The sequence below is a fragment of the Alphaproteobacteria bacterium genome, assembly GCA_020638555.1.
Lineage (GTDB): Bacteria > Pseudomonadota > Alphaproteobacteria > Bin95 > Bin95 > JACKII01.
Window position 1 is genome coordinate 715,121 of the sequence record JACKII010000002.1, and the last position, 13,939, is coordinate 729,059.

The window sequence follows — 13,939 nt, forward strand, 5'->3', positions numbered from 1 at the left end:
CGATACCGGCGTCGGCCGAAAGCGGTCGGGCCGAAACCCGATAGGATTCTGGAACCATGGCGACCGATCAGACTGGCCCGCTCACCCCGCAACCGGGCATTATGGGCATCGCGGCTTACGTGCCGGGCGAGCATGGGCTCGCCGGCCACAATCGGGTCGTCGTGCTCTCGGCCAACGAGAACCCGCTGGGGCCGGGGGATGCGGCGCGCAAGGCCTATATCGACGCTGCCGCCTCGCTGGAGCGCTATCCGGAAGGCAGCGCCCGCGTGCTGCGCGAGGCCATCGCCAAGGCGGAAGGGCTGGAGGCGGACCGGATCGTCTGCGGCGCCGGCTCCGACGAATTGCTGACCATGCTGGGCCATTGCTATGCGGGCGTGGGCGATGAGATCGTCTATTCCGCCCACGGCTTCACCATGTACCCGATCATCGCCCAGAGCGTCGGCGCGCGGCCGGTGGCGGCGCCGGAAACCGACCTGACCGCCGATGTCGAGGCGCTGCTGGCCGCGGTGACGCCCCGCACCAAGATGGTCTATCTCGCCAACCCGAACAACCCGACCGGCACCTATCTGCCGATGCGCGCCTTGCAGGATTTCCGCGCCCGGCTGCGCGAGGACATCCTGCTGGTGCTGGATGCCGCCTATGTCGAGTATGTGACCGCGGCCGACTACGGCAACCCGGCCGATCTGGTGCGCCAGAACCGCAATGTCGTCATGTGCCGGACCTTCTCGAAGATCCACGGCCTGGCGGCGGTACGGCTCGGCTGGTGCTATGGGCCGCCGGAGGTGATCGCGGTGCTGAACCGGGTGCGGGGGCCGTTCAACGTCAACAGCGCGGCCCAGGCCGCCGGCGTGGCTGCGATCCTGGACAAGGCGCATCAAGACCGATCGCGCGCGCACAACGCCCACTGGCTGCCCTGGCTGACCGCGGAAATCCGCAAGCTGGGGCTGGAGGTGCCGTCGAGCCAGGGCAATTTCATCCTGGTGCGCTTTCCGGACCAGCCCGGCCGCGATTCGGCCGCCGCCATCGAGCATCTGAACGCGCACGGCATCATTCCGCGGCGCATGGCGGCTTACGGGCTGCCGGACAGCGTGCGCATCACCATCGGTCTGGAAGAGGACAACCGGGCCGTGGTCGCGGCCTTGCGCCAATTCGTGGAGCGGACATGAGCGAGGGGCCTGCGTTTAACCGCATTTGCATCATCGGCATCGGCCTGATCGGGTCGTCGCTGGCGCATGTGATCCGGCGCGAGAAGCTGGCGGCGCATCTGGCCGTCTGCGATCTCGACCCGGAGCACCGGCAGCGGGCGTTGGACCTGGGGCTGGCCGATAGCGTCTACGAGGATGCGGCGGAGGCCATTGCGGGCGCGGACCTGATCGTGGTGGCGACGCCCATCGGTGCGTTCGACCGCGTCGGCAAGACGATCGAGCCGGCGTTGAAGCCCGGCATGATCGTCACCGATGTCGGCTCGTCGAAGCGGTCGGTGCTGCGCGATCTGGGGCCGCACATTCCCGACGGCGTGCACTTCGTGCCGGGCCACCCCATCGCCGGCACCGAGCATTCCGGCCCCGATGCCGGCTTCCCGGAGCTATTCCAGGGCCGCTGGTGCATTCTGACGCCGCCGCCGGGCACCGACGCCGCGGCGGTGGAGAAGGTGGCGAGCCTCTGGCGGGCGGCGGGCTCGATGATCGAGATCATGGAGCCGGGCCATCACGACCAGGTGCTGGCGATCACCAGCCACCTGCCGCACCTGATCGCGTTTACCATCTGCGGCACCGCCGGCGACCTGGAGGAGGTGTTGCAGCAGGAGGTGATCAAGTTCTCCGCCAGCGGCTTCCGCGACTTCACCCGTATCGCCGCCAGCGACCCGACCATGTGGCGCGACATCTTCCTGAACAATCGCGACGCGCTGCTGGAAGTGGCGAGCCGGATGCAGGAAGACCTGGCCCGCCTGCAACGGGCGATCCGCTGGGGCGAGGGCGAGGAAATCGAAAAGCTGATCCGCCAGACCCGCGAAATCCGCCGCAAGCTGATCGAGGCGAAGCAGGCCTAGGGTCGAGGCGCTCGCGGCGCGTTTCCGGGGGCACGCTAGACCATCCCTTTGGCGTCATTGCGAGGCGCCCCGGGTAAATCCCAGGGCGCCCCTCGCAATGACGCTGAGGAGAAGGCCGCCCTCACGCCGTCAGGAAGTGGCGGATAGCCTGGATCTGCGGCTGGTCGACCAGGCCCGGGCAATGGCCGAACTGAAACCGTTCTCCTCGGCGTCATTGCGAGAAGTCGCAAGCGACGAAGCAATCCAGCACCAGCCCCAAGGCTTGGCTTGCCTGGATTGCCGCGTCACCCCGGCATTAACCCGGGGCTCCTCGCAATGACGTTGAGGAGAAGGCCGCCCTCACGCCGTCAGGAAGCGGCGGATGGCCTGGATTTGCGGCTGGTCGACCAGGCCGGGGCAATGGCCGACGCCGGGGACTTCGTGGATTTGCGCCTTCGGCCCGGTGGTGCGCATGCGCGCGACGGTTTCGGGCGTGAGCAGCACCGAATCCAACCCCCAGACGCAGAGCACGGGGCAGGCGATCCGCTCCCACTGGTCCCAGGCGCTGTGGTCGTCCATGGAGCGGGTTTCGGCCAGGCCCGGATCGTAGTCCAACCCCCATTCCGTGTCGGAAATCTGGCGCAGCGAGTCGCGGCCGAATTTCTCCCACTGCGCATCGGTGAAGGGGCCGAAGGCGGTGCGGTTGGCGCGCACCCAGCGCACCCCCTCCGCCTCCGAGGCGAAGCGAGTGTCGAGGCCGAAGCTCTGGCCGTTCTGCCGCCGGCCGGCGGCGGGGATGAATGGGCCGATATCGTTCAGCACCAGCCTGCGGATCGGCGAATTCGCCATGGCCGCGACCCGCATGCCGATCACCCCGCCCATGGACGTGCCGATCCAGTCGACGTGGGGCACCCCGGCCATGGCGATGATCTCGCCCGCGACGGTTTCGTAGAGCGGGTAGCCGTAGTGGATCTTGTCGTCCATCCAGTCGCTGCGGCCGCGTCCGGGCATGTCGACGGCGATGACGTAATAGCGGTCGGCCAGCGCCTCGCCGATGGTGTCGAAATCGCGGGCGTTGCGCGAAATGCCGTGGACGCACAGCAGCACGTTCGGATTGGCCGCATCGCCATAGGCGCGATAGCCGACGGTGTAGTGCTGGCCGAACCAGGGGAATTGCAGATAATGCTGTTGCATGGGGTGCACCGCCGGGCGGGGAGGGAGCAAAAACCCTAACATTTGCGAACGGGCCTGCGCAAAACATAACACAAGACGTTATGATAGTAGCGCGCACTGCGAGCGGGCGGATGTTCGCGTCGCAGGGGTTGAACCGGGGTCCTTTGCGGTTTTGACCGGCTTGCGGCCGGTGGCGGCGGCGCTCATATTGACGGCATGACAGAGTCGTCCCTTACCGATCTCGCCTCCTGCGCGTGCTTCAACCTGCGGCGCGCGGCGCGGCAACTCTCGCAGGTGTTCGACGCGACGCTGAGGCCATCCGGCGTCTCCGGCGGGCAGTTCAGCCTGTTGGCGGTGCTGCGGGCGGCAAAGGGCCGGTCGGTGCGCCTGAGCGATCTGGCGTCGCGTCTGGGCCTGGACCGCACCACCCTGACCCGCAACCTGCACCTGGCCGAGCGCGAAGGCTGGGTGAGCGTCGAGCGGAGCGACCAGGACCGTCGCGAGCGGCTGGTGACCCTGACCGAGGCCGGTGCGGCGGCTTTCGAGCGCGCCTTGCCCTACTGGCGGGAGGCGCAGGCGCAGGCGGTCCGGCAGTTGGGCGCGGGCGGGCTGGAGCAATTGCTCGACCTGACCGGGCGGCTGCGCTCCGATCCCGCCTGAAGGCGTTGGCGCGCCGGCGATGCGTCGGAGATTGCCTCTCGGCGCCGGGGGAGACTAACGTGGTGGCCTCAATGTCCGAATGGAGGCCCTGCCCATGTCTGCCGATCCCAACCGCGTGCTGTGCTGCGGCGAGAACCCGTTCATCCGCCTGTCGGAATCCGATGGTGGCGCGGAGACCACGGTTGCCAGCTATTGGCGCAACGTGCTGTCGCCGGCGGGGCCCGGCCATGTGCTCTATCTGAAAAGCGAACTGACCGAAAACCGCTGGCGCATCTGGTCGGACAACATCGCCATGGCCCGCTGGCTGCAAAAGACCATCCAGGGCGTGCTCAACCCCGAACTGGCCGACCTGTCGATCCCGGTGGAAGAGGCGGTGTTCGAGAAGGAAGGCGATCCGCACCGCTTTTACACCGAATATGTCAGCGCGCCCGATGCGGACCTGGCCCTGACCTGGTTCGACCTGGGCGACCCGCTGATGATCCACACCCAGCCGGGCAGCGGCCCCGGCGAGCGGCCTTATGGCGTCAACACCGTGCTGATCCCGGCACTGGGCACCCGGCTGGTGATGGACGGGATGCAGGCGCGCGGCCAGGCCTGGCCGCGCGAGCGCGAAGGCCGGCCGTTCAGCACCTCGGCCCTGGCCTTCTGCGAAAGCTGGACCGAGAAGCGCTAGCGGCGCTCCCCCCCAGAGGGGTGCCCGGCGACCCGGGAGATCCGCCATGACCGTCGATTTCGCGGCCCCGGCCCTGCGGGGGGCCTATGGTGACCGGGAGGTCAGCGCGGAGTGGCTGGCCTGGTGCCGCGCCCATCTGGCGCCGGCGGGCCGGGACGTGGCCGATATCGGCTGCGGCGGCGGCATTTACAGCCGGGGGTTTGCGCGGGCAGGGGCGGCTTCGGTCGTGGGCGTCGACCGCTCGCCGCAATACGTGGCGGAGGCGCGGGCGGCCGGCGCCGGCTTGGTCGCCATGCGCTTCATCGAGGGCGATGCGGCGGCGACGGGGCTGCCCGATGCCTCCATCGATCTGGTGTTCTGCCGGGCGGTGATCCATCACCTCTCCGCCGGGGAGCAAGCGGCGGCCGCGGCCGAGTGGCGGCGGATTTTGCGTCCGGGCGGCCTCTGCGCGGTGCAGGACCGGACGGCGGACGATGCGAGTGCCGACGATCCGGCCTATTGGGTGCGGGCTACGCTGTTCCGCACCTTTCCCCGCCTGCTGGCGACCGAACGGGCGCGCCGGCCGGATCGGGCGGCCTACGCCGGGTGTCTGGACGCTGCCGGCTTCGAGGCGGTGACGGTTGCGACGTTCGCGGAGACGCGGCGGACCTATGCCGACTTTCCGGCCTTGGAGGCGGAAATCCTGGCGCGCAAGGGCAAGAGCATCCTGCACGAACTCTCCGACGCGGAACTGGCGCTCTATGCCGCCCGCCTGGGCGAGGCCGCCGGTGCGCCGCCGCTGGTGGAGCGCGACCCCTGGACCGTCTGGCTGGCGCGGAAAGGGTGAGGGCAGCCGAAACGCGTGCCGCGGCGGTTCCCCAGCCTCCCACCGCTCCCGCGAAGGCGGGAGTCCATGCCTGAGAGTTTCCCACAAGGTCCGAACTTGGTCAGAATCTCTCAGGCATGGGCCCCGTGTCGAGCACGGGGCGGAGGAGACGCGGACGAACGACCGCCGCTCCGATCAGACGCTCAGCAGGGTGGGGATTTCGTCCAGGGTGTGGATGACGGCGGTGGGCTTGCCGGGCAGTTTCTCGGCCGGGGCGTCGGCGCGATTGCACCAGGCGACCTGGAAGCCGAAATGGGCCGCGCCGGCCACGTCCCACGCGTTCGACGAGACGAACAACACCTGATGCGCCTGCAGGTTGAAGCGGTCCAGCACCAGCTGGTAGACGCGCGGATGCGGCTTGTAGATGCCGGCCTCGTCGACGGACAGAACGGCATCCAGATGCGGGGTGAGGCGGGCGTGGTTGATCGCTGCGGTCAGCATGGTGACCGAGCCGTTGGAGAGAATGGCGGTCTGGTATTTGGCCGCCTTCAGCCGCTCCACCGTTGCCAGGGATTCGGGATAGGGCGCGATGGAGAGATAGAGTTCCATCAACTCCGCCCGCAGCGCCGGATTGTCGATATTGCAGGCGGCCAGCGCGTAGTCCAGCGCTTCCGCCGTCACCTGCCAGAAATCGGCATGGATGCCCATGAGAGAGCGCAACCAGCTGTACTCCAGCTGTTTCTGGCGCCACAGCAGGTTGAACCGGTCGGCTTCCGGCCCGATCTTCTCGCGCCGGCGCTGCATGGGCGAGGAGAAGTCGAACAGGGTGCCATAGGCATCGAACACACAGGCTTGAATGTCTTGCAGGCTGCTCATGATCGGCCTTTCGACGGAACGGACGGATACCATGTCGCGTAGCACGCTGCGGCGCTTGCCGCCACCCCCCACGCTGCGGTAGGGTGCGCGTTCATTTTGTGACCGGTTTAAGGAGACGCCGCCATGTTCAAGGGTTCGCTCGTCGCGCTGATTACGCCCTTCAAGGACGGCAAAGTGGATGAAGACGCGTTCCAGCGCTTCGTCGAATGGCAGATCGAGCAGGGCACGCACGGTCTGGTGCCCTGCGGCACCACCGGCGAATCGCCGACGCTGAGCCATGCCGAGCACAAGCGCGTGGTCGAACTCTGCATCGAGGCGGCGGCCGGCCGCGTACCGGTGATCGCCGGCGCGGGCTCGAACAACACGGCGGAGGCCATCGAACTGACCCAGCACGCCAAGGACGCGGGCGCCGACGGCGTGCTGGTGGTGACGCCCTATTACAACCGGCCGACCCAGGAAGGGCTCTATGAGCACTTCAAGGCGGTGCACGACTGCGCCGACATTCCCGTCATCATCTACAACATCCCGCCGCGCAGCGTCGTCGACATGTCGGTGGAGACCATGGCCCGGCTCGCCAAGCTGCCGAACATTATCGGCGTGAAGGATGCGACCACCGACCTGCAACGCCCGTCGCTGGAAAAGATGGCTTGCGGCGACGACTTCCTGTTGCTGTCGGGTGAGGATGGCACCGCCATCGGCTATCTGGCCCAGGGCGGCGTCGGCTGCATCTCGGTCACCGCGAACGTGGCGCCGAAGCTGTGCGCGATGATGCACGAGGCCTGGCAGCAGCACGCGATCGAGCGGGCGCAGCAGATCAACATGCAGTTGATGCCGTTGCACGTCGCCATGTTCCACCAGCGCTCGCCGGCCGGCCCGAAATACGGCGCCCACCTGCTGGGCCATTGCTCGCCGGAGACGCGCCTGCCGATGACCCCGGCGACACCGGAAACGCAGCAGGTGATGCGCGAGGCGATGGAAGGCGCGGGTCTTCTCTGAGGCCCGCAACGCTGAAGGAGGTGCCGGGACGTTGAAGCGTCCCGGTTTTTCATGGCGAAGAAACCCGAAACCCAAAAGAACGTGGTGGCCCAGAACCGCCGCGCTCGCTTCGATTACTTCATCGAGGATACGATGGAGGCGGGCCTCGTGCTGACCGGCAGCGAGGTGAAGTCGTTGCGCGCCGGCAAGGCCTCGATCGTTGAGAGCTATGCGGCGGAGGAAGACGGCGGGATCTGGCTGATCAACGCCCACATCCCGGAATATCCGGGCGCCAAGCATTTCGGCCACGCGCCGCGGCGGCACCGGAAGCTGCTGCTGCACCGGCGCGAGATGGAGCGCCTGTCCGGCCAGATCAAGCGCGAGGGCGTGACCCTGGTGCCGTTGAACATCTATTTCAACGAGCGCGGCATCGCCAAGCTGACGCTCGGCCTGGCGCGGGGCAAGAAACAGGTCGACAAGCGCGAGACCATCAAGCAACGCGACTGGCAGCGCGACAAGGCGCGGCTGATGCGGGAGCGGGGGTAGGAAAGACACCTACTTTATCTGTGGAGGCAAGGTTGGGACATGCCTGAATGGGTAGAAATTGACGAACCAAAAGATATTTATCACTCTTTGAATGAGACTCTATTTCAGCTAAAAAGAATAAAAGCGGAAAATATTTACTGGAAATGGTCCATAATTGCACTGACATGTTCTGTCAATAGTGCGCTTGTATTCCATTTAACTGGAACTTATGGTATTGGTGCTCTTGAGGAAAATTGCGCCGAGAAAACATTATCTGCATTAAATGATTTCGAATGCGATAGCGAATATCCGAAATCATTTCTTGCGAAGCCAATTGATCTTTTGAAACGCGTGAGCGGTAAGCTTGAACCATTAGAATATGGTGGCGGAATCATTCTTATAAATGAGATAGAATTTCTAGAATTTAAAAAAATATTTCAAATTAGGAATGAATTTATTCATTATAAACCGACAAGTTGGGCGATTGAAGTCTCTGGCCTTCCAAATTCGTTCTTCAATGTAATGTCTATTATCCAAAAAATTATTGATAATGGATATGCGTTGCGACATCTTTCTGCTCGAGAAAGAGAAGAAATTATAGATATTTGTGCTAAAATTTATAAAGAAATAGACAGTATAAAACGTCAATATGAGAGTTAATATATTGAATATTTTGCATTAACACAGACAATTATGGATTATATTCGCAGATATATTAATTGGGAAATAGAGAATGGCCCAGAACATTTACGACAACCCCGAATTCTTTGCCGGCTATAGCGGCCTGAACCGTTCGGTGCGGGGGCTGGCGGGCGCGCCGGAATGGCCGTCGGTGCGGGCCCTGTTGCCGTCGCTGGCGGGCAAGCGGGTGGTCGATCTGGGCTGCGGCTTCGGTGCGTTCGCGCGCTGGGCGGCCGAGCAGGGGGCGGCCGAGGTGGTCGCGTTCGACCTCTCCGAGAACATGCTGGCACGGGCGCGGGCGGAGACCGCCGCGGAGCAGGTGCGCTATGGCCGGGCCGACCTGGAGGCGTTGGTGCTGCCGGAAGCGGCGTTCGATGTCGCCTACAGCGCGCTCGCCTTCCACTATGTCGAGGATTTCGGGCGGCTGATGGCGACGGTGCGGGCCAGCCTGCGGCCGGGCGGAGTACTGGTGTTTACCATCGAGCACCCGATCTACATGGCGCCTGCCGAGCCGGGCTGGCAGACGGCGGCGGACGGGCGCCAAGTCTGGCCGCTGGACGGCTATGGCCGCGAGGGGCGGCGCGAAACGAACTGGTTCGCCGACGGGGTCGTCAAATATCACCGAACCTTGGGAACGACCTTGAACACTCTGATTCGGAGTGGATTTTCGATTTCACACGTCGAGGAGTGGCGGCCGAGCGACGCCCAGGTCGCGGCGGTGCCGGACTATGCGCCGGAGGTGGAGCGGCCCATGTTCCTGCTGGTCCGGGCGGACCGGCCCTAGTGCGCTTTCGGCGCTGGTTGACTCACTCTCCTGCCCCATCTCCCGCGCAAGCGAGGACAGGGGAGATGGCGCGGTGAGCCAGCGGGAAAGGACTCTGCCCTGGGAGGCCCCGGCTCAGGGCCGGGGAAGCTGGAGAGGAGTCGGGAAGGTGGAGAGGAGCGGGGACGCTGGAGGGGGCCCGGGACGCTGTTCCGCTAACGCCAGGCTTGCACCAGGGGCGCGATGGTTTGGGCGCGGTCGAGGGCGTCCACTTCGGCGATGAGTTTGCCGGCCTGCTCCGCGCCGATGACGGGATCGGCGCATGTGTGGAACTTGGCCGCCAGCTTGGCATGCTGGCGCGCGAGGTCGGTATCGGGAATGCCGGCGTCCCAGGAGCCGCGATGCACGACGCCGCTTTTCAGGTGCACGACCACGTCCGAGGTTTTCATCTCCATTTCCGGCCGGGCGACGATGCTGACACGGTCGAGCAGGTCGACCAGGGGCGGGTCGGCGACGGCGCGGTCGCTGTAGGTCTCCGGGTCGGCGGTGTCGGCGCCGGCCAGCGCCAGGGCCGAGCAGAATTTCAGGCTGAACTTGCCCTCCAGCCCGGTTTCCGGCCGGTCGATGCCGCAAATGTTCAGGTATTCGTTCTGCACCGCCACCTCGACCGATTCCACGTCGGCGGCGGCGAGGCCGGTGCTGCGGCGGATGTCCTGCAATGCCTCGACCGAAGCGTGCACGCCGTGGCAGGCGGCGTGGTATTTGAACAGCACGTCGCTCACCTCATAGCGCTCGCCCAGGCCCGCCAGCGCCCGTTCCGCGCTGGGGCCGTCGGACTGGGTGGCGCCGAAGCCCAGCGGGCGCTCCAGCACGTCCGGGCGCGAGGTCAGGCCGCGGGCGGCCATCTGGGCGGCGAACAGGCCGTTCTGGGCGGCCTTGCCGGCGTGCATGGGCTTGCACATGGTGCCGAACATGGCGCGCAGCCCGGCCGCCTGGGTGCCGGCAATGCCCATGGCGACGGCACATTGCTCGGCGGAGAAGCCCAGCAAGTGGCCGGCCGCCACGGCGGCGCCGAAGGTGCCGTTGGTGGCGGTGGAGTGCCAGCCGCGCTCGTAATGGCCCTCGCCCATGAACTGGTTGACGCGGCATTCGACCTCGACACCGGCGACGAAGGCGGCGATCAGGTCGCGGCCGCTGCGCCCGTCTTTCTCCGCCAGGGCCAGCAACACCGGAGCGATGGGCGCGGTCGGGTGGCCGTGCAGGCGCTCCTGCACATCGTCATAGTCGAGCGCGTGCGAGGCGCTGCCGTTGATCAGCGCGGCCTGGCCGGCATTCACCTTGGTGGCCATGCCGACCACGGTCGCCTGCGGCGCGCCGCCGTCGGCGACGGCCTGGTCCAGCAGCATGCGCACCAGCGGCTCGTCGCGGCCGGCGATGGTGACGCCGAGCCAGTCGAGCAGGCAGTGCTTGGCGACCTCCACCACGTCGGCGGGCAGGTGTTCGAATCGGATCGCCATGGCGAATTCGGCCAAAGCCGCGGTGACGTCCTGGCGGATGGCGGGGGCGGACTGGGGCGTCGGCATCGAATATCCTCCCAATGGCACTTTGGTGTGATAGCGTAGCCGCCCGCGCACGTCCGGTCGACAGGCATGGCCTGGCGCCTGGGCGGACAACCCTTTCGCGAAACCAGGGAGAGCCGGATGAGCGGCGCCATGACCACCATCACCATGAGCGGCGGCACGAAGGTGGAGGCCTATATGGCCAGGCCCGCGGGCAATGGCCCCTGGCCGGGCCTGGTGATCCTGTCGGAGGTCTACAACGTCAACCACTGGGTGCGGGAAGTGGCGGATGGCTATGCCGAGCAGGGGTATCTGTGCCTGGCGCCGGACCTCTACTGGCGCCAGGAGCCGGGGCGCTATCTGAACTACAACCCGCACGACCAGCAGATCGCGCGTGGCCTCGGCTATGCCATGGACCTGGATGCGTTCACCGGCGACATGACCGATTATGTGAAGACGCTCGCGGACCGGGACGACTGCACCGGCAAGGTCGGGACCGTCGGCTATTGCCTGGGCGGCAAGCTGGTCTATCTGGCCATCGCCCGTGGGCTGGCGGATGCGGGCGTCGGCTATTACGCGGTGCAACTCGACAAGTTCCTGGGCGAGGCGGCCAACATGTCCCGCCCGCTGATGCTGCACTTTGCCGAACTGGACGAGCACGTGCCGCAGGCAACGGTGGCGCTGGTGAAGGACGCCGTGGCGGGCAAGCCGGGCGTGGCGGTCTACGACTATCCGGGCGCGGACCACGGCTTCAACCGCCATGGCTATCCGCCCTACCATGAGGCGGCGGCGAAGGCGGCGCTGGAGCGCTCGCTCGCCTTTCTGGAGCGGCATTTGCGGGGGTAGGGCGCGGCCGGTGCCTCTACGCTTGCCGGGGCGCGGCAAAACCTGTTTGGTGGCAGGATGACGACGCCGCCAGACTATGATCACATCCGCGCCCGGGTCCGCTCGAAACAGGCCGATCTGGTCGCCTTCGCGCAGGACCTGATCCGGGTGCCCTCGCTGAACCCGCCCGGCAAGGCTTATCGCGAAGCATGCGAAACGCTTGGCAATAGACTGAAACAGCGGGGCTTTCAGGTGGAGTATATCCGGGGCGAGGGCGCGCCGGGCGACTCGGATCGGTATCCGCGCTGGAATGTGGTGGCCCGGCGCGAAGGCCGCTCGGCCGGGGCGTGCGTCCATTTCAACTCGCATATCGACGTGGTCGAGGTCGGCCATCGCTGGACCGTCGATCCGTTCGCCGGAACCGTGAAGGACGGCCGCCTTTATGGCCGGGGCGCGTGCGACATGAAGGGCGGGCTCGCCGCCAGCGTCATCGCCGCCGAGGCGCTGATCGAGGCCTGGCCGGATTTCCCCGGCGCCATCGAGATTTCCGGTACGGCGGACGAGGAATCCGGCGGCTATGGCGGCGTCGCGCATCTGGCGCGCATGGGACTGTTCTCCAAGCCACGGGTCGACCATGTCATCATCCCGGAGCCGCTGAACAAGGACCGCATCTGCCTGGGCCATCGCGGCGTCTGGTGGGCGGAGATCGAGACGCACGGCCATATCGCCCACGGCTCCATGCCGTTTCTGGGCGACAATGCGGTCCGGCATATGGGGGCCGTGTTGCAGGCGTTCGAGACCGAGCTGTTTCCGGCGCTGGCCGCGCGCCAGACCGCCATGCCGGTGGTGCCGGAAGGGGCCAAGGCCTCGACCCTGAACATCAACTCGATCCATGCCGGCCCGCCGGAGGACGATTCCTATGACGGCCTGCCGGCGCCGGTGGTGCCGGACCGGGCGCGCATGGTGATCGACCGGCGCTTTCTGATCGAGGAAAGGCTGGCCGACGTGAAGGGCGAGGTGCGGGCGCTGCTGGACCGGCTGGCGGCGAGCCGGCCGGATTTCCGCTATGACCTGCGCGACATTTTCGAGGTGATTCCGACCCAGACGGCGGAGGACGCCGCCGTGGTGCGGGCGGTGGCCGACGGCATCGGGCAGGTGCTGGGGAAGGCGCCGGAACTGGTCGTCTCTCCGGGGACTTACGACCAGAAGCACATTGCGCGGATCGGCCATCTGCACGACTGCATCGCCTACGGTCCCGGCATTCTCGACCTGGCGCACCAGCCGGACGAGTTCGTCGGCATCCAGGACATGGTCGACAGCGCCGAGGTGATGGCGCTGGCGCTCTGCCAGTTGCTGCCGCGGCCGGGGTGACACACGGCCGTCGGGTCCGGAACGGAGGCGCGGCGTTGGAGCCTCGGGCTTGTGGGTTTCGCATGCGGGACGGGGATACCATCTAAGGGCCAGACGATTCCCCCGACAGGTGGCAGTCAAATGGCAGAACTGGCCCGAGCGGAAGCGCTGGATCGATTTCTGATTTCGCGGGCGAAAGGCCTTGCCGTCGATATCGCGGGGCGTGTGCTGGCCGCGACCTCGCCCTTGAATGCGCTCGACTGGTTGGTGCCGAAGGAGGGCTATGCGGTCACGCGCGGGCTGGCCTTCGGCTCGGAGCCGCGGCAGGCGCTCGACCTGTATCGCCCGGCGCAGGGCGAGGGGCCGTTTCCGGTGGTGGTGTTCTTCTATGGCGGCAGTTGGCGCTGGGGCTCGCGCGACCAGTACCGGTTCGTGGGCGAGGCGCTGACGCGCCGGGGGTTCGTGGTCGCGGTGGCCGACTACCGGCTGCATCCGGACGTGCGCTTCCCCGCCTTCGTGGAGGACGGCGCCGCGGCGGTGGCCTGGGTCCGGCGGCACGTGGCCGACTATGGCGGCGACCCGGCGGCGATGTTCGTCATGGGGCATTCGGCGGGCGCACACACCGGCGCCCTGCTGGCGCTGGACCAGCGCTATCTGGGCGCCCATGGCCTGTCGCCGATGGACCTGTCTGGAATGATAGGAATGTCAGGTCCTTATGCGGTTAACCTCATCGAGTACGATAGCGTGCGCTCGGTGTTTGCGCGCTGGCCGGAGCCGATGGACACCGTCCCGCTCTCGTTCGTGCGGGGGGATGCGCCGCCGATGCTGCTGTTGCACGGCTTGAAGGACACGCTGGTCTCTCCGCTTAACACCACCCGCTTTGCCGAGGCGTTGCGGGCGGAGGGCGCGCGGGTGGCGACCGATTTGGTGCCGGGCATCGGCCACTACCGCATCATGGCGGCGGTGGCGAAGCCGTTCGAGCGGCTGGCACCGGTGGCGGATCGGATCGCGGGCTTTGTGCGCCGGCCGGATGCGGTCGGCTGAT

15 protein-coding genes are annotated in these 13,939 nt (G+C 66.5%); 12 read left to right on the forward strand and 3 right to left on the reverse strand.

Annotated elements, in window-relative coordinates; translation table 11 throughout:
• The first annotated feature begins 56 nt into the window (after positions 1–56).
• Entirely contained in the window at positions 57–1,166 is a 1,110-nt protein-coding gene (locus tag H6844_09155) for a histidinol-phosphate transaminase (protein MCB9929567.1), read from the forward strand.
• Entirely contained in the window at positions 1,163–2,050 is an 888-nt protein-coding gene (locus H6844_09160) for a prephenate/arogenate dehydrogenase family protein (protein MCB9929568.1), read from the forward strand. The genes H6844_09155 and H6844_09160 overlap by 4 nt, the downstream gene beginning before the upstream one ends.
• 339 nt (positions 2,051–2,389) lie before the next feature.
• Here H6844_09160 and H6844_09165 read toward each other — a convergent pair whose 3' ends face one another.
• Positions 2,390–3,223 (reverse strand): alpha/beta hydrolase, encoded by an 834-nt coding sequence (locus tag H6844_09165; protein MCB9929569.1) that lies wholly within the window; start codon positions 3,221–3,223, stop codon positions 2,390–2,392.
• Positions 3,224–3,418: 195 nt separating this feature from the next.
• On the opposite strand from H6844_09165, the gene H6844_09170 reads away from it, so the two are divergent.
• The 3 genes from H6844_09170 (at position 3,419) to H6844_09180 (ending at position 5,361) form a co-directional block, all read left to right on the forward strand.
• Complete coding sequence (locus H6844_09170) at positions 3,419–3,862, forward strand: MarR family transcriptional regulator (protein MCB9929570.1); 444 nt, start codon at positions 3,419–3,421, stop codon at positions 3,860–3,862.
• 94 nt (positions 3,863–3,956) lie between these two features.
• Positions 3,957–4,535 carry a hypothetical protein gene (locus tag H6844_09175; protein MCB9929571.1) on the forward strand — a complete coding sequence of 193 codons (579 nt, stop codon included), beginning with the start codon at positions 3,957–3,959 and terminating at the stop codon, positions 4,533–4,535.
• 46 nt (positions 4,536–4,581) lie between these two features.
• Positions 4,582–5,361, forward strand: coding sequence for a class I SAM-dependent methyltransferase (locus tag H6844_09180; protein ID MCB9929572.1), 780 nt, complete (start codon positions 4,582–4,584; stop codon positions 5,359–5,361).
• 174 nt (positions 5,362–5,535) lie between these two features.
• On the opposite strand, the gene H6844_09185 is transcribed toward H6844_09180, so the two are convergent.
• A complete protein-coding gene (locus tag H6844_09185) occupies positions 5,536–6,216 on the reverse strand; it encodes a haloacid dehalogenase type II (protein MCB9929573.1) in 681 nt (226 codons plus the stop codon).
• Between the two features lie 123 nt (positions 6,217–6,339).
• Between H6844_09185 and H6844_09190 the strand changes: the two genes are divergently transcribed.
• The 4 genes from H6844_09190 to H6844_09205 all read left to right on the forward strand — a co-directional run bounded on the left by H6844_09190 (position 6,340) and on the right by H6844_09205 (position 9,181).
• Positions 6,340–7,212, forward strand: a complete 873-nt coding sequence (locus H6844_09190) for a 4-hydroxy-tetrahydrodipicolinate synthase (protein ID MCB9929574.1) — start codon at positions 6,340–6,342, stop codon at positions 7,210–7,212.
• 51 nt (positions 7,213–7,263) lie between these two features.
• Complete coding sequence (gene smpB / locus H6844_09195; GenBank protein ID MCB9929575.1) at positions 7,264–7,737, forward strand: SsrA-binding protein SmpB; 474 nt, start codon at positions 7,264–7,266, stop codon at positions 7,735–7,737.
• Positions 7,738–7,776: 39 nt separating this feature from the next.
• Positions 7,777–8,376: a hypothetical protein gene (locus H6844_09200; protein MCB9929576.1), complete on the forward strand. Its 600-nt coding sequence runs from the start codon at positions 7,777–7,779 to the stop codon at positions 8,374–8,376.
• 73 nt (positions 8,377–8,449) lie between these two features.
• Entirely contained in the window at positions 8,450–9,181 is a 732-nt protein-coding gene (locus H6844_09205) for a class I SAM-dependent methyltransferase (GenBank protein MCB9929577.1), read from the forward strand.
• 194 nt (positions 9,182–9,375) lie between these two features.
• On the opposite strand, the gene H6844_09210 is transcribed toward H6844_09205, so the two are convergent.
• Positions 9,376–10,743, reverse strand: coding sequence for an MmgE/PrpD family protein (locus tag H6844_09210; protein MCB9929578.1), 1,368 nt, complete (start codon positions 10,741–10,743; stop codon positions 9,376–9,378).
• A 117-nt stretch (positions 10,744–10,860) separates the two neighbouring features.
• Between H6844_09210 and H6844_09215 the strand changes: the two genes are divergently transcribed.
• The 3 genes from H6844_09215 (at position 10,861) to H6844_09225 (ending at position 13,938) form a co-directional block, all read left to right on the forward strand.
• Positions 10,861–11,565: a dienelactone hydrolase family protein gene (locus tag H6844_09215; GenBank protein MCB9929579.1), complete on the forward strand. Its 705-nt coding sequence runs from the start codon at positions 10,861–10,863 to the stop codon at positions 11,563–11,565.
• Between the two features lie 57 nt (positions 11,566–11,622).
• Positions 11,623–12,915, forward strand: a complete 1,293-nt coding sequence (locus H6844_09220; GenBank protein MCB9929580.1) for an acetylornithine deacetylase/succinyl-diaminopimelate desuccinylase family protein — start codon at positions 11,623–11,625, stop codon at positions 12,913–12,915.
• Between the two features lie 120 nt (positions 12,916–13,035).
• Positions 13,036–13,938, forward strand: coding sequence for an alpha/beta hydrolase (locus H6844_09225; protein MCB9929581.1), 903 nt, complete (start codon positions 13,036–13,038; stop codon positions 13,936–13,938).
• Position 13,939 lies beyond the last annotated feature (1 nt).

Bases quoted from the DNA above. Each gene is read 5' to 3' on its own strand.
- H6844_09180 (MCB9929572.1), top strand. From the start codon at position 4,582: ATGACCGTCGATTTCGCGGCCCCGGCCCTGCGGGGGGCCTATGGTGAC.
- H6844_09210 (MCB9929578.1), bottom strand. From the start codon at position 10,743: ATGCCGACGCCCCAGTCCGCCCCCGCCATCCGCCAGGACGTCACCGCG.
- H6844_09220 (MCB9929580.1), top strand. From the start codon at position 11,623: ATGACGACGCCGCCAGACTATGATCACATCCGCGCCCGGGTCCGCTCG.
- smpB (MCB9929575.1), top strand. From the start codon at position 7,264: ATGGCGAAGAAACCCGAAACCCAAAAGAACGTGGTGGCCCAGAACCGC.
- H6844_09170 (MCB9929570.1), top strand. From the start codon at position 3,419: ATGACAGAGTCGTCCCTTACCGATCTCGCCTCCTGCGCGTGCTTCAAC.
- H6844_09225 (MCB9929581.1), top strand. From the start codon at position 13,036: ATGGCAGAACTGGCCCGAGCGGAAGCGCTGGATCGATTTCTGATTTCG.
- H6844_09185 (MCB9929573.1), bottom strand. From the start codon at position 6,216: ATGAGCAGCCTGCAAGACATTCAAGCCTGTGTGTTCGATGCCTATGGC.
- H6844_09175 (MCB9929571.1), top strand. From the start codon at position 3,957: ATGTCTGCCGATCCCAACCGCGTGCTGTGCTGCGGCGAGAACCCGTTC.
- H6844_09165 (MCB9929569.1), bottom strand. From the start codon at position 3,223: ATGCAACAGCATTATCTGCAATTCCCCTGGTTCGGCCAGCACTACACC.
- H6844_09190 (MCB9929574.1), top strand. From the start codon at position 6,340: ATGTTCAAGGGTTCGCTCGTCGCGCTGATTACGCCCTTCAAGGACGGC.
- H6844_09205 (MCB9929577.1), top strand. From the start codon at position 8,450: ATGGCCCAGAACATTTACGACAACCCCGAATTCTTTGCCGGCTATAGC.
- H6844_09215 (MCB9929579.1), top strand. From the start codon at position 10,861: ATGAGCGGCGCCATGACCACCATCACCATGAGCGGCGGCACGAAGGTG.
- H6844_09200 (MCB9929576.1), top strand. From the start codon at position 7,777: ATGCCTGAATGGGTAGAAATTGACGAACCAAAAGATATTTATCACTCT.
- H6844_09160 (MCB9929568.1), top strand. From the start codon at position 1,163: ATGAGCGAGGGGCCTGCGTTTAACCGCATTTGCATCATCGGCATCGGC.
- H6844_09155 (MCB9929567.1), top strand. From the start codon at position 57: ATGGCGACCGATCAGACTGGCCCGCTCACCCCGCAACCGGGCATTATG.